The 13,741-nt window shown below is 35.5% G+C and carries 15 protein-coding genes; 9 read left to right on the top strand and 6 right to left on the bottom strand.

What is annotated here, in order from left to right; translation table 11 throughout:
* Positions 1–263: 263 nt before the first annotated feature.
* A complete protein-coding gene (locus GZA11_RS14960) occupies positions 264–1,769 on the bottom strand; it encodes a nitrate/nitrite transporter (RefSeq protein ID WP_038535576.1) in 1,506 nt (501 codons plus the stop codon).
* A 235-nt stretch (positions 1,770–2,004) separates the two neighbouring features.
* On the opposite strand from GZA11_RS14960, the gene GZA11_RS14955 reads away from it, so the two are divergent.
* Positions 2,005–2,658 carry a potassium channel family protein gene (locus tag GZA11_RS14955; RefSeq protein WP_038535574.1) on the top strand — a complete coding sequence of 218 codons (654 nt, stop codon included), beginning with the start codon at positions 2,005–2,007 and terminating at the stop codon, positions 2,656–2,658.
* Between the two features lie 236 nt (positions 2,659–2,894).
* Here GZA11_RS14955 and GZA11_RS14950 read toward each other — a convergent pair whose 3' ends face one another.
* Together GZA11_RS14950 and GZA11_RS14945 are read right to left on the bottom strand one after the other, a co-directional pair.
* Positions 2,895–3,074, bottom strand: a complete 180-nt coding sequence (locus GZA11_RS14950) for an H-type small acid-soluble spore protein (protein ID WP_038535567.1) — start codon at positions 3,072–3,074, stop codon at positions 2,895–2,897.
* A 107-nt stretch (positions 3,075–3,181) separates the two neighbouring features.
* A complete protein-coding gene (locus tag GZA11_RS14945; RefSeq protein WP_163184302.1) occupies positions 3,182–3,370 on the bottom strand; it encodes a hypothetical protein in 189 nt (62 codons plus the stop codon).
* 360 nt (positions 3,371–3,730) lie between these two features.
* Between GZA11_RS14945 and GZA11_RS14940 the strand changes: the two genes are divergently transcribed.
* Complete coding sequence (locus tag GZA11_RS14940; RefSeq protein WP_038535564.1) at positions 3,731–5,698, top strand: LTA synthase family protein; 1,968 nt, start codon at positions 3,731–3,733, stop codon at positions 5,696–5,698.
* 127 nt (positions 5,699–5,825) lie between these two features.
* On the opposite strand, the gene GZA11_RS14935 is transcribed toward GZA11_RS14940, so the two are convergent.
* Complete coding sequence (locus GZA11_RS14935) at positions 5,826–5,921, bottom strand: YjcZ family sporulation protein (protein ID WP_081905031.1); 96 nt, start codon at positions 5,919–5,921, stop codon at positions 5,826–5,828.
* A 314-nt stretch (positions 5,922–6,235) separates the two neighbouring features.
* On the opposite strand from GZA11_RS14935, the gene GZA11_RS16940 reads away from it, so the two are divergent.
* The 6 genes from GZA11_RS16940 (at position 6,236) to GZA11_RS14910 (ending at position 11,953) form a co-directional block, all read left to right on the top strand.
* Entirely contained in the window at positions 6,236–6,358 is a 123-nt protein-coding gene (locus tag GZA11_RS16940; protein WP_268926780.1) for a hypothetical protein, read from the top strand.
* A gap of 432 nt (positions 6,359–6,790) precedes the next feature.
* On the top strand, positions 6,791–7,786 hold the full coding sequence (locus GZA11_RS14930; protein ID WP_038535562.1) for an ABC transporter substrate-binding protein: 996 nt from the start codon (positions 6,791–6,793) through the stop codon (positions 7,784–7,786).
* Positions 7,787–7,885: 99 nt separating this feature from the next.
* Complete coding sequence (locus tag GZA11_RS14925) at positions 7,886–8,896, top strand: ABC transporter permease (RefSeq protein WP_163184301.1); 1,011 nt, start codon at positions 7,886–7,888, stop codon at positions 8,894–8,896.
* Positions 8,871–9,665 (top strand): ABC transporter ATP-binding protein, encoded by a 795-nt coding sequence (locus tag GZA11_RS14920; protein WP_163184300.1) that lies wholly within the window; start codon positions 8,871–8,873, stop codon positions 9,663–9,665. The genes GZA11_RS14925 and GZA11_RS14920 overlap by 26 nt, the downstream gene beginning before the upstream one ends.
* A gap of 148 nt (positions 9,666–9,813) precedes the next feature.
* Complete coding sequence (locus GZA11_RS14915) at positions 9,814–10,425, top strand: NUDIX hydrolase (protein WP_163184299.1); 612 nt, start codon at positions 9,814–9,816, stop codon at positions 10,423–10,425.
* 166 nt (positions 10,426–10,591) lie between these two features.
* Positions 10,592–11,953, top strand: a complete 1,362-nt coding sequence (locus GZA11_RS14910) for an aspartate kinase (protein WP_163184298.1) — start codon at positions 10,592–10,594, stop codon at positions 11,951–11,953.
* 38 nt (positions 11,954–11,991) lie between these two features.
* Here GZA11_RS14910 and GZA11_RS14905 read toward each other — a convergent pair whose 3' ends face one another.
* Positions 11,992–12,588, bottom strand: a complete 597-nt coding sequence (locus tag GZA11_RS14905; protein ID WP_163184297.1) for a hypothetical protein — start codon at positions 12,586–12,588, stop codon at positions 11,992–11,994.
* Positions 12,589–12,737: 149 nt separating this feature from the next.
* Here GZA11_RS14905 and GZA11_RS14900 point away from each other — a divergent pair, with 149 nt between their 5' ends.
* Positions 12,738–13,358, top strand: a complete 621-nt coding sequence (locus tag GZA11_RS14900) for a TrkA C-terminal domain-containing protein (RefSeq protein WP_038535547.1) — start codon at positions 12,738–12,740, stop codon at positions 13,356–13,358.
* 274 nt (positions 13,359–13,632) lie between these two features.
* Here the strand turns inward: GZA11_RS14900 and GZA11_RS14895 are convergent.
* On the bottom strand, positions 13,633–13,741 hold a 109-nt coding region (locus GZA11_RS14895), incomplete at its 5' end, for an IS3 family transposase (RefSeq protein ID WP_163182945.1).

Raw genomic sequence — 13,741 nt, 5'->3', positions numbered from 1 at the left:
TTACTCTGTATCACCTTCGGCAGAAAGGGCTTTGTTTTGTCATGCAAACTCACCCAGTGATACCTAGCCTCATATGAAGTTCGTGTTCCTCAGACCGGAAGTTTGCCGCTCGCTTCCTTCAGATTCCGCGTCACCACGGACACCCTTGCGTTAAGCTAACTGCTACTTCTGCCTTCGCAGCTCGGGACTTTCACCCTATAGATTACACCCATGCCGGGCGCACATGAAAAAGGAGATCTTCTAAAATGAAGATCTCCTTTTCGCTAGATATTTTTGTTTTTATCATGTTCTTCATTAAACATTCCTACATAATTCTTTGTTTCTCCAGAATCGTCTTTTATCGCCGTAATTGTCAACCATTCTTTATATATTTCATTATTTTTTCGTTTATTCCAGATGTAACCTTCCCAATAGCCTTTTGATATTAAGCTATCCCACATTTTTTTATAAAATTCTAGACCGTGCTCGCCTGATTGCAGCACACTCATCGTTTTTCCAATTACTTCTTCTTGAGTATAACCGGTAATTCTTGTGAAAGCAGGATTTACCCGGAGTATCGTTCCATTTACATCTGTTACACATATTCCATCAACTGCTTGGTTTACAATTTTAGAAGATATATCAAGTCTTTCTTGATAATATAGCCAAACAACAATAACCAAACTCGCTAAAGAAAATTCAGATAGTGACATAAATCCAATAGCATAATGACCAGTAAGGTTAAAGAGAATGGTTAAAATAATTGGAGGGAAAAAACCGCCAAGCCCTCCCATTGCGGAAACAATACCGTTTACAATTCCTGCTTGTTTTGAAAAGTAGAGTGGAACCAATTTAAATATTGCTCCATTGCCGATACCTGCAAAAAAGGCAACTAACAAACAACCAAAGGAATAGATAGGTAAGGAAGGTGTAAAAGATAAAAGGAATCCTGCAAAGGTAAGGCTAAAAAATACAGCCATGAGAATTAAAAAAGGATTAATTTTATCACCTAGCCAGCCTCCCACAGGTCGAAAGATTGTGGCAAGGGCGATAAAACCAGCAGTACGTAACCCAGCATCCACTTTAGTTAATTCAAAATGGTTCACCAAAAATGAAGGCAGATAAATGGTAAATGCTACAAAGGAACCAAATGTAATAAAATAAAACAAACTTAAAAACCAAAGCTTGGGATTTTTATAAACCTTTTTTATTTGTTCTGTTAATGGATGATTTACTCTCTTTTCTTTGCGGTCACCTAGAAAAAAGTTAATAATGGCAAAAGCTAAAACAATGATTAAATAGATGTTAACTGTTGTTCGCCATCCAAAATTATCGGCAAGAACAGGAGCTAGAAAGGAAGTAATCGCTGTTCCAATGTTACCAGCTCCGTAAATTCCATTGATGAAACCATGTTTTTCCTTTGGATAATATTTTGGTAATGATGTAACACCAACTGAAAATAAAGCTCCCCCAATACCTAATAAAAAACCACCAATGATTAACATAAATAATGAATTTGCCATACTAATAATGACGATTGGGATAGTTAAAACAATCAAACTAATAGTAAATAATAATCTCGCTCCAAAGCGATTGGTCCAATATCCTATTGGTACTCGTAATAGCGATCCTAGAATAACAGGAACTGCGGTTGCCCAAGCGATTTGTGTGGAAGTTAGTTGAATATCTGTCTTGATATAAGGCATAAGTGAAGAAATGAGCACCCATACCATAAATCCTGCTACTAGACTTCCTGTTTGAATATAAAGTTGTTTTGTACCTTGATTCATCAAAATTCCCCCTTGAATCCAATCAAAATGTATTATCCCCTTCATTTCTCAAATTAATCTAACTCCATAAATAATAAAATTTTCTTCACAAAATTATAGTTATCTTTCATAAACCTGTATGTGAGATACCTCACTCAAATGATTATTTTTAATGGAAGGATTCAAATAATAATAATTGACAGTATGGAAAAAGTAGAAAAAAGGAATAATCTTTCGCAGTCAAGGAGGTAGCATCATGGTAAAGCAATATGCAGTAATTGGACTGGGGAGATTTGGATCAAGTGTTGCTGCTAGGTTATATGAATCTGGTCAGGAAGTACTTGGAGTTGATGTCAATATTGAGAGGGTAGAAGAATCAAATGAGTTCGTTACACACGCAGTGATTGCTGACTCTACAGATCCTGAAAGCTTAAAAGCAATCGGCATTCGTAATTTTGATACGGTAATTGTAGCGATTGGAAATGATATCCAAGCTAGTATATTAAGTGTTTTACTATTGAAAGAATTAGGCGTTAAAAAAGTGATAGCTAAGGCGCTAAATAATTTACACGGTCAGGTTTTGGAAAAAGTAGGTGCTGATTGGGTGATTTTCCCGGAAAGAGATATGGGAATTCGAGTGGCTCACCAACTTTTATCTCCCAATGTGCTAAATTTTATAGAAATATCAAAGAATTATAGTGTAGAGGAGGTAAGAGCTACTGAGAAAATGAAAGATAAAACACTAAGAGAACTGGATATACGAGCGAAGTATAATCTTAGTGTGATTGCCATTCGAAATGATAATGAATTAACAATATCTCCGTCACCAGATAAAATTATTGACGAGGGAGATGTTCTTGTAGTAATTGGAGAAAATCGTGACCTTGAACGATTTGCTAACTTAAGTTAAAGCGAAATAATAAATGAGTCATATATGAAATGAAGTGTAAACTACCATAGGTAAAATATTGACACTGCGACCTATCGACAATCATACTTCTATGGAAAAGAGGAAGCAGGTAGTATGGACAGAGAAGCTCATGGAAGGTTCGTGAAGAGGGAAGCTTTAGGAATGGGAAGTTTATAAAAAAATTTTGTTAGGCAGGAGAAAAATATCCTGCCTTCTTCATTTGATTCGTTTAGACTTTAATCTTCTTGAAGTTCACTAATGTCTACAATGGTCCGCTCTTCTAGTGGCCCTCTCAAATGGACTGTTGCTGTTTTGCCATCTTCATTAAGTTTATCAATCCAAACAGATACCCCATTATATTTCACTTCAATATCTGCTGGAGAAGATAATATCTGCTTTACACGGTTTGCATTCATTTCTAATCCCCCTTAGGTTTTCTTGTTATTTTGTAATTGAACGAAGATTTTCAATCAGGATTTATTATTATCCTTTTAATAGTTATACATTTGATAATAATCTTGGTTTATCGCTCAAAAGGATAATCAATATGTATCCCATTTATAGTACCCGGTTGATAATCGTCCTCTAAACTTTTCAAATAGTTCTTTAGTTCTATTTGTAATTCTTTAGGTGCACCAGGTTTTAAATGCCAATTTCCTGGTTCGTCAACAAAGTATGGGCTTTTGGTAAAATCCGGCCTCATTCTTGGCATATGAACTCATCCCTTTCCTTAGTTAGATGGTATTCCTTTAATTATTGTTAACCATGAACCATCGCATTCATTCCAAAAATGAGACTAAATGTGGATTGCTAGGTAGGATTGTTCCTGTATATGATACTTTTAATGTGATTTCCAAAAAAATCCGTAAAAATAGTATGAAAGAATGAAATTCATCATTTGATGAAACTATATAGAGTGGTATTCGTCATATACATATGAAGTTGAATGGAGTCATGTCCAACTTAAAACAAGCATAAAAATAAGTGGATATTTAATTGGTATTAAGTGGTTTTTCTTTTTTTGGAAATGTGGTATAGTAATAGCGGTTCGTTTGAGAGGAGAAATTTTGAAATGAAAAAAATAAGTAAAAGTCATATTTCTTTTTTTATAATTGCTGTTATTTTATTTTGGATAAAAACTTATGCCGCTTACCAGATTGAATTCAACTTAGGGATAGATAATAACCTACAAGAATTTCTGTTATTTATTAACCCTTTGAGTTCGGCGCTATTCTTTTTCGGCATCGCTTTATTATTTAAAAAGCGGGCAAAGCTTACCATGATTATTACTAATTTCTTATTGTCGTTTTTACTTTATGCAAACATTGCTTATTATCGGTTCTTTAATGACTTTATTACTGTACCGGTATTAATGCAGACGAAAACAAATGCTGGACAATTGGGGGATAGTGCTCTTTCTCTAATGTCCCCATTTGATATTTTCTATTTTACTGATTTCTTTGTATTAATTTGGCTTGCATTAACGATATTCAAAAATGTAACAGTGAATAATAGAAAATCTTTTAAAATTGCTCTTTTATTTGCCATTACCATTTTCTTTTTTAATTTAGGGCTGGCTGAAAAGGATCGCCCTCAATTGCTTACACGTTCCTTTGACCGAAACTATTTAGTGAAATATTTGGGAGCGTATAATTTTACCATTTACGATGTGATCCAAAATATTCGGTCTTCTAGCCAGCGTGCTTTAGCTAATTCAAGCGATGTTACCGAAATAGAGAATTATCGGAAAGCTAATTATGATGCACCCAATCCAGAGTATTTTGGAAAAGCAAAGGGAATGAATGTGATTTATATTTCCATGGAATCAACTCAAAGCTTCTTAATAGATTACAAGATGCCTGATGGTCAAGAAGTAACACCATTTTTAAACTCATTAGTTCGTGATAAAAATACTTTCTACTTTGAGAATTTATTCCATCAGACAGGGCAAGGGAAAACTTCTGATGCCGAGTTCTTAATGGAGAATTCATTATATCCAATGGCTCAAGGGGCTGTCTTTGTCAATAAAGCACAGAATACCTATCATGCATTGCCAGCGATTTTAAAAGGCCATGGCTATACTTCAGCAGTTTTCCATGGGAATTACAAAACATTCTGGAACCGGAATGTTATGTATAAAGCTTTAGGTTACGATTACTTTTTTGATGCAGAATATTATAATATGACAGATGAACATGTTAAAAATTATGGATTAAAAGATATTCCATTTTTTGAAGAATCCATCCCTATGCTTAAGAGTTTAAAACAACCATTCTATACAAAGTTTATTACTTTATCGAACCATTTCCCGTTTGAAATGGATCCAGAGGATACTGATTTTCCTGCAGGTGATACAGGAAATAAGGTTGTGGACCAATATTTCCAGGCAGCTCATTATATGGATCAGGCATTACAACAATTTTTTAATGATCTTAAAGAAGCAGGGCTATATGAAAATACGATGATTGTCTTGTATGGGGATCATTATGGAATTTCTGAGAATCATAATGAAGCGATGGCAAAGGTTTTAGGTGTAGAAGAAATTACACCGGTTATAAGTGCTAATCTACAGCGAGTTCCTTTATTTATTCACATACCAGGTGTAGAAGGTGGCGTTCAAAAGCAATTTGGCGGGCAAGTAGACGTGAGGCCAACTGTTCTTCATCTGTTAGGGATTGATACAAAAGATTATTTGGAATTCGGCTCAGATTTGTTATCAAAAAATCATCGTAACTGGGCATTATTTAGAAATGGTGATTTTGTCTCACCAGAGGTTATCCAGGTGAAAGGAAATTGTTATGATTCCCATACAGGTGATTTGTTAGAGGATACAACGGTATGTAAAAATATCGCAGAAAGTGTAAATACTGAATTGCAAATGTCAGATGAAATTGTTTATAAAGATTTGCTTCGTTTTTATAAGCCTGCTGGTTTTACTCCGATAAATCCAAATGATTATGAATATTTAGGACCGAAATCATCAAAAGGAGATAAAACCTCTGATAGTAAAAAAGAAACTGAAACGACCAATACGAATTGAAAAAAGCTGTGCATAATGCACAGCTTTTTTGTGTCTATTGTTTACGAAACCAGAAAATGCGCCATTTCTGGCGCTTCTGTCAGGAGGTAGTGTGTTTCATCAAATAAGACTGAATCATAGTATTTGATTAATAGTAACCTCCGTAGGAAGAACCTACAATGATCAACAAAATAAATAAAACTACAATTAGCACAAAGCTGCTATTGTTTCTTTCGTAGCTCATACCTATTCACCTCCCTACAATGAACTACTTTAATTTATGTAAAAGCATGTCCTTAAGTATGGGCAGATAATAGAAAGGGTAAAAAAAGGCATTTTGTAACTTGTAACATTTTATGGTGAAGTTAGAAAATCCGGAATTCTAATTGGAGTTTGTCGAACGTCTGAAAAATGTAAAAATATATCATTATAATTAAATAAAACATTGTTTTATGTTTCAATTATCATTCATTTTAGGAAAACCCCCATAAATAGAATAATAACGAGCGAATGATGTAACAAAGGGGAGTCAAATGGATTCGGGAGGTTGTTAGGACAATGATGATAATTGATATCGATAGTTTACTAGAAGATACACAAAACCTAATATTTGAAAAAAATCACTTAAATGTAAAAATCGTTGAGATTGACCAACTGCTGGATAAAACGAAAGATTGGTAATATCTTATTTTTGTATTCAAATGAATATTAAGTTTTTTTTCAATGCCTTCTGTCTTACAGAAGGCATTTTTTTTATGTAAGGAATAGATATTTTTGACTTCGAGAATGGTTAGAAGCAAATGTTTTTGTGACTCGTTTTCTGATTAGTTATCTAAGCCTATTGTGTTTCATTGATCTCAGTTGGAGCATATTCTAAAGAAGGCTTCGGTGAATTGTGCAACACACAATTATAAAACAAGCATTTTTGAGAGGAGATCAATCCCCCCTAAGCACAGACATGTGATTGTAAGATTTATGAAGTTTTATGGCATAGACGCTTTAAAGTAGAAAAATATTTTCTTTATTTCTATTGCTTTTAGACTAGGAAAACACTAGAATTATTTTTAAAATATTTAATTTTTAAAAAATTATAAATAAGGGGGATAAAAATTAATGAAATTAAAAGGTATTTCCATCGCATTAGCAGGAATGCTGATTTTGGCAGGCTGCGGGAGTAAAGAATCATCTAATGAATCGGTAAAAGAAGGGGAGGATAAAACTTTTAAAGTAGGAATTTCCCAGTTTGCTCCACACCCATCATTGGATGCTGCAACAGAAGGTTTTAAAAAGGCGTTAAAAGATAAAGGAATTAAAGCTGATTTTGATGAACAAAATGCACAAGCAGATCAGAACAATACACAATCAATCGCCCAAAATTTTGTTGGGGATAAGGTGGATTTAATTTTTGCCAATGCAACACCAAGTGCGATTGCTGCATTAAATGCTACAAAGGATATTCCAATCATTTTTACATCCGTAACAGACCCAGTTGGTGCTGGTTTGGTTAAAGCCCTAGATAAACCAGGGAAAAATATCACTGGTACGACTGATAACCATCCAGAAGCAACAAAGAAAACGATTCATTTTATCACTGATGAGGTAAAGGCAAAAAATATTGGAGTGATTTATAACTCCGGTGAGCAAAATTCTGTTGTACAGGTAGAAGAAGTAAAGAAAATAGTTGAAGAAAAGGATGCCAAGCTTGTAGAAGTATCTATATCCAATACATCTGAAGTGAAACAAGCTGCAGAATCATTAGTCGGACGGGTAGACGCGATTTACATACCAACAGACAATACAGTTGTTACGGCTCTAGATTCTGTTATTGGTGTAGCAAGAAGTAAAAAAATACCTTTGTTTGTTGGAGAACTTGATTCGATGAAGAAAGGTGCGGTAGCTGCCAGCGGATTTAGTTATTTTGATCTCGGATATCAATCTGGTTTAATGGCAGCGGATATTTTAACAGGCAAAAAGAAAGCTTCTGATATTCCAGTGGAACTACCAAAAAGTTTGAAATTGGTTATTAATAAAGCTGCTGCCAAAGATCAAGGTTTAGAAGTGAAAGAAGAATGGAGCCAACTTGGAGAGTTTTATGAAGGCGAAGAATAATACACTTGAGGGAGTCAATTAAATGTGTATTGACTCTCAAAATACATATAGCCTAACCAAAGGCATGTTTTAAATAATTGATATGAAAGGATGAAAACGATGTTTACATCCATATTTGGGTCTATCGAGACGGGAATCATCTATGCGATTATGGCACTGGGGGTCTACCTATCCTTTCGTATACTTGATTTCCCAGATTTAACAGTTGACGGCAGCTTTGTAACTGGTAGTGCCATTGCAGCTGTATTGATAATAGGTGGTACCGATCCATTTGTAGCCACGATTACAGCGCTCATAGCCGGCTTTATTGCAGGCTGTATGACAGGGCTGTTGCATACATTTGGAAAAATTAATAATCTCTTATCTGGAATTTTAATGATGATTGCTCTTTACTCTATTAATCTTCGGATTATGGGGCGCTCCAACATCCCTTTATTAAATGAAGAAACAATATTTATGAAAATTAGTGGTATATCAGAAAGCTGGGGAATCAATATCATTTTTAATGACATACTGATATCGGTTGGGTTAGGAGACAGTCTGCCTGAAACATGGGGAATACTTTTGTTCATGTTAGTTGTTACTTTTGTCATTAAATTTTTGAATGATTGGTTTTTCCAAACCGAAGTTGGTCTTGCCATTCGAGCAACAGGTGATAACAAGAAAATGATCCGTAGTTTCTCAGCTAATACCAATTTATTAACGATTGTTGGACTGGGACTATCCAATGCATTAGTCGCATTTTCAGGTGCATTGATTGCTCAGCACGGAGGTTTTGCAGATGTTAGCATGGGAATTGGAATGATCATAATCGGTTTGGCCTCCGTCATCATTGGAGAAACTTTGTTTGGGACAAAAACAATTGCAAGAACAACTATTGCTGTCATTGGGGGAGCAATTATCTACCGCATCGTTGTATCGCTGGCTTTAAGAATAGATTTTTTGGATCCAGGAGATATGAAGTTGATAACGGCTGTCATAGTCATCTTTGCTTTAACTACTCCAAAGGTCATTGAGCGGTATAAAGAGAAGAAGCGAAAAGCACGGAAAAGAGTGGAGAAGCTACAACGGGAGGGGGGACGATATGCTTCAATTAAATCAGATTTATAAAATTTTTAATGAAGGATCGCCTGATGAAAAAATTGCACTTAATCATGTAAACCTTTCCTTACAAAAAGGGGATTTTGTTACGGTGATTGGTAGTAATGGGGCAGGTAAATCAACTTTAATGAATATCATATCCGGTGGATTGGTCCCGGATATGGGAGAAGTGTTTATTGATGGCCAAAATGTTACCAATATGGCAGAATTTCAACGTTCTAAAATGATTGGGCGTGTTTTTCAAGACCCGATGGCAGGAACTGCCCCAAGTATGACGATTGAAGAAAATTTGGCGATGGCTTATACAAGAAACAAAACAAGAAAACTTGTAAGAGGAGTTACAAAGAAAAGGCGTCAATATTTTCAGGAGGCTTTGGAAACCTTGCATCTTGGCCTGGAAAACCGTCTAAGCGCAAAGGTGGGTCTTTTATCCGGGGGTGAACGACAGGCATTATCGTTATTAATGGCAACTTTTACAGAACCCTCCATTTTACTACTTGATGAACATACTGCTGCCCTCGATCCTTCAAGAGCAGAATTAATAACGAACCTGACAAAGGAAATTGTTGAACGATATCAGCTTACCACCTTAATGGTGACACATAATATGCAGCAAGCAATTGATTTAGGGAATCGATTAATCATGATGGATAAAGGCCAAATTATCTTAGAGGTAGATGAAGAACAAAAGAAAAACCTGACCATTGAAGGATTGCTTGAAGAATTTAAGCGAATTCGTGGCACGCAAATGGTAAATGACCGGGCGATATTGACTTAACGTTTTCTAAATAATAGTTCGAAACAACATATATTTTGAAATTCGTACCAATAAAATGACAAACAATCCAACCAAGTTGGATTGTTTTTTGTATAATTGTAAAAATAAAAGAATTTTTTTGAAAAAAAGTATCATTGGAGGTGAAAGCATGGAAAGGATCTTGACCAAATTAGCGGCACATACTCCTGAGATATTAGGACATAAACATTTTTCTAAATACGCCGTTTTGGTACCACTAATTAAAAAAAATAATGACATCCATGTTTTGTTTGAAGTCAGATCGCTGCAGTTAAAGCGGCAGCCAGGTGAAATTTGTTTTCCTGGTGGAAAAATGGATCCGCGGGATAAGGACGAAAAAACAGCAGCGATTCGAGAAACAAAGGAAGAACTTGGGATAAGCGAAAAGGATATTTCTGAAATATATCCATTGGATTATATGATTTCCCCTTTTGGAATGATGATTTATCCATATGTTGGATTTTTACATGCTCCAGGAAATATACAACCTAATCCTTCGGAGGTCGAAGAGGTTTTCACCATTCCATTACCCTATTTTTTGGAAAATAAACCAGAAATATATCAAGTTGAATTTAAAATTGAACCAGAGGAAAATTTTCCGTTCGAATTAATCACTGGTGGAAAAAATTATAAATGGCGTCCAAGAGTTATGGAAGAGTATTTTTTTAAATTTGAAGATAAAGTCATATGGGGATTAACTGCGCGAATTCTATCAAATTTTATTGAAATTATCAAAGAATGATTCGGACTGTATTGAACAGTGGATTTATTTAGTTACTTTTATTATTTTTGAAAAGTATTTGTCTATTACAGAAGAACAAATGTCCATATAAAAAGAAAAAACACTTGATAATTTTTCAAATTGTAATAAAATTAAGATTAAATTTTTGGTAATGGGAGATGTAGAAATGAAGGTTGTAAAATTTGGGGGCTCATCATTAGCTTCCGGCGCTCAACTTAAGAAAGTATTTAATATTGTAGTATCAGATCCCGAGCGAAAAGTGGTTGTTGTTTCAGCTCCAGGGAAAAGGTTTGCTGAAGACATAAAAGTAACGGATTTATTAATTGAATGTGCCGAAAAAAGTTTAAAGAATGAAAAAACGGATCAAGCATTGGAAGCTGTCATCGCTAGATATCAAGATATTACTGAAGAATTATCGCTACCGAGAGAAATCATACAAGAAATTCGATTGGATTTAACTGAAAGACTGAATGGTGACAAAAGCAAACCGGACCGCTATATGGACAGAATGAAGGCAAGTGGGGAAGACAATCACGCAAAATTGGTGGCAGCCTTTTTCCGAAAAATGGGAGTAGAAGCACATTACATCGATCCGAAAGAAGCTGGCCTAATTGTTAGTGACGAACCAGGGAATGCACAGGTCCTACCCGAAGCCTACGAAAGTCTTTCTTCATTGCGGTGGCATTCAGGAATTTTAGTATTTCCAGGTTTCTTCGGTTATAGCAAGGCAGGGGATGTCTATACATTTTCACGTAGTGGCTCAGATATTACTGGATCCATTCTCGCTAATGCGTTGAAAGCGGAACTTTATGAAAACTTTACAGATGTAGATGCTGTTTATTCCGTCAATCCATCTATCGTTGAAAAGCCGAAGGAAATAAAGGAAATTACATATCGGGAAATGCGAGAGCTATCTTATGCGGGATTCAGTGTTTTACATGACGAGGCACTTGTACCGGCATTCCGTGCAGGTATCCCTGTTCAAATAAAAAATACAAATAATCCGACTGCACAAGGTACAAAAATTGTTGCTGAGCGCAATAATACGAATGGCCCGGTAATTGGAATTGCTAGTGATAAAGGCTTTTGCAGTATCTATGTTAGCAAATACTTAATGAATAGAGAAATTGGATTTGGACGTAAACTTTTAGGGATTTTAGAAGATTTCGGTCTTTCCTACGAACACACTCCATCGGGTATTGATGATATTTCTGTAATCTTAAGAGAAAATCAATTTGATAAAGAAATGGAAGAACAGATTATTGATAGGATTAAAACCGAATTACATGCGGATCAAGTTTTAATTCAACACAAACTTGCCTTAATCATGGTCGTAGGCGAAGGAATGCGTCATAATATCGGTACAATGGCAAGAGCATCAAAAGCCCTAGCAAAGGTGAATGTCAATATTGAGATGATTAATCAAGGGTCATCAGAAGTCAGTATGATGTTTGGTGTAAAAGAAATTGACGAGAAGAAAGCCGTTCAAGCATTATACAATGAGTTTTTTGTCCCTGTTATGGTATAGAATCAATAAATGAAAAAGCAGCCCATTCGGCTGCTTTTTTAGTCTGTTTTCGGGAATTGCTTTTTTGATTTTCGTTTCAACTTTGTTCTAATTTCGGCCCCAATTGCGATTACTAAGCCTCCTGCCGTGTCTGATATAAGATCAATCATCGTATCTTCATTTCCACCACCCTGCAAGGTCATATCGAAAAATTGGTCACAGCTAAATTCATAAACTTCCCATAGAACACCTCCTAATGCGGCAAACGAGAGGGTGAACCAAAAGATAATCCAAGGAGAAATTTCACTTCCTGCTTCTCGATGAATCATCCTTTCATATAAAGCAATAGCAGCAAATGCTAATAACAAACCACTAATAAAATGTACGAATGTATCCCACCAGCCTAGTCGATACCATCCTAATATGGAACCTAAATACTGTGAACCAACAAGAAAAATTAAATAAGAAATGACTAACGGTAAATTAAATTGAAGTTTTGTAAATAAAGCCAGTAGGAGTGGAATGGCCCCACAAACGATTCCTCCTATGGCTACCGTTCCTTTATAGGTTTCGCCATTTTTAAAATAGTAAAAAGCCAATATGGCCATAAAAACTACATAAATTCCGCTTAGTGTAATTACCAATATTCTCTTCATTATTATCCTCCATTCCAACCATTACCTTCTAATTATTTCCTAATTTTTTATTGGCTATATATATTAGTTATGAACTCGCAAAATTGGAATAAAAGCGGTATATTGTAATTGTCATATTTGTAACAAAGGTATATCTTTGGGGGTGTCCTATGCAAAGGGCGAAAATACCAACATACGAGCGAATAGCAATTGATTTAGCTAATCGTATATATAATGGGGATTTTAAAGTTGGAGAAAAAATTTACGGAAGATCTACGCTCGCGAGTGATTATAAAGTGTCCCCGGAAACGGTCAGGAGGGCAATTAAAATATTGGAAGATGTGGAAATTGTTCGTTCTACCAAAGGTAGTGGTATCATTATCGCTTCTCGCGAAAATGCCTATAAGTATATATCTCGCTTTACAAATCTTGCTAGCATTAAAGATCTTCAAAAAGAAATGAATGCTTTAATATCGGAAAGACGTAAACTGGATGAACAGCTATTTGAAGTGTTAAGTAGAATATTGGATTATTCAGGGCAACTTCGACACACCAATCCTTTGGCGCCAATTGAAGTAGAAATTCTCCCTAATTGTATACATATAGGAAAAACTATTTCAGAGGTGAAATTTTGGCAAAATACAGGTGGTACCGTCATTGGTATCAAACGAGGAGGGGAATTAATTATTTCTCCAGGACCTTATGCTTTAATTCAGGAAGGGGATGTACTCCTCGTAATTGGAAATGAAAAAACATATGACAGAGTTATTCATTTCTTAAATGAAGAATGAAAAGAAGCCAGCAAACTCTGGCTTCTTTTCATGTGCGCCCGGCATGGGTGTAATCTATAGGGTGAAAGTCCCGAGCTGCGAAGGCAGAAGTAGCAGTTAGCTTAACGCAAGGGTGTCCGTGGTGACGCGGAATCTGAAGGAAGCGAGCGGCAAACTTCCGGTCTGAGGAACACGAACTTCATATGAGGCTAGGTATCACTGGGTGAGTTTGCATGACAAAACAAAGCCCTTTCTGCCGAAGGTGATACAGAGTAAATGGTATGTCAACACTAAACTAGACAACTTTTTTAAGGTGTTCATTTTTATATTCAATAGGGCTTAAATACCCAAGTGTTCCGTGAATTCTGATATGATTAAACCAATGAACATAATCATCTAATTCT

Source organism: Neobacillus sedimentimangrovi, from assembly GCF_010614825.1.
Classification (GTDB): domain Bacteria; phylum Bacillota; class Bacilli; order Bacillales; family Cytobacillaceae; genus Neobacillus; species Neobacillus thermocopriae.
The sequence above is the reverse complement of the archived record's forward strand: the minus strand, read 5'-3'. Positions and strand labels throughout refer to the sequence as shown.

Coding starts and splice junctions, on each gene's coding strand:
- GZA11_RS14960 (WP_038535576.1), bottom strand. CDS start 1,769: ATGAATCAAGGTACAAAACAACTTTATATTCAAACAGGAAGTCTAGTA.
- GZA11_RS14955 (WP_038535574.1), top strand. CDS start 2,005: ATGGTAAAGCAATATGCAGTAATTGGACTGGGGAGATTTGGATCAAGT.
- GZA11_RS14950 (WP_038535567.1), bottom strand. CDS start 3,074: ATGAATGCAAACCGTGTAAAGCAGATATTATCTTCTCCAGCAGATATT.
- GZA11_RS14945 (WP_163184302.1), bottom strand. CDS start 3,370: ATGCCAAGAATGAGGCCGGATTTTACCAAAAGCCCATACTTTGTTGAC.
- GZA11_RS14940 (WP_038535564.1), top strand. CDS start 3,731: ATGAAAAAAATAAGTAAAAGTCATATTTCTTTTTTTATAATTGCTGTT.
- GZA11_RS14935 (WP_081905031.1), bottom strand. CDS start 5,921: ATGAGCTACGAAAGAAACAATAGCAGCTTTGTGCTAATTGTAGTTTTA.
- GZA11_RS16940 (WP_268926780.1), top strand. CDS start 6,236: ATGATGATAATTGATATCGATAGTTTACTAGAAGATACACAAAACCTA.
- GZA11_RS14930 (WP_038535562.1), top strand. CDS start 6,791: ATGAAATTAAAAGGTATTTCCATCGCATTAGCAGGAATGCTGATTTTG.
- GZA11_RS14925 (WP_163184301.1), top strand. CDS start 7,886: ATGTTTACATCCATATTTGGGTCTATCGAGACGGGAATCATCTATGCG.
- GZA11_RS14920 (WP_163184300.1), top strand. CDS start 8,871: ATGCTTCAATTAAATCAGATTTATAAAATTTTTAATGAAGGATCGCCT.
- GZA11_RS14915 (WP_163184299.1), top strand. CDS start 9,814: ATGGAAAGGATCTTGACCAAATTAGCGGCACATACTCCTGAGATATTA.
- GZA11_RS14910 (WP_163184298.1), top strand. CDS start 10,592: ATGAAGGTTGTAAAATTTGGGGGCTCATCATTAGCTTCCGGCGCTCAA.
- GZA11_RS14905 (WP_163184297.1), bottom strand. CDS start 12,588: ATGAAGAGAATATTGGTAATTACACTAAGCGGAATTTATGTAGTTTTT.
- GZA11_RS14900 (WP_038535547.1), top strand. CDS start 12,738: ATGCAAAGGGCGAAAATACCAACATACGAGCGAATAGCAATTGATTTA.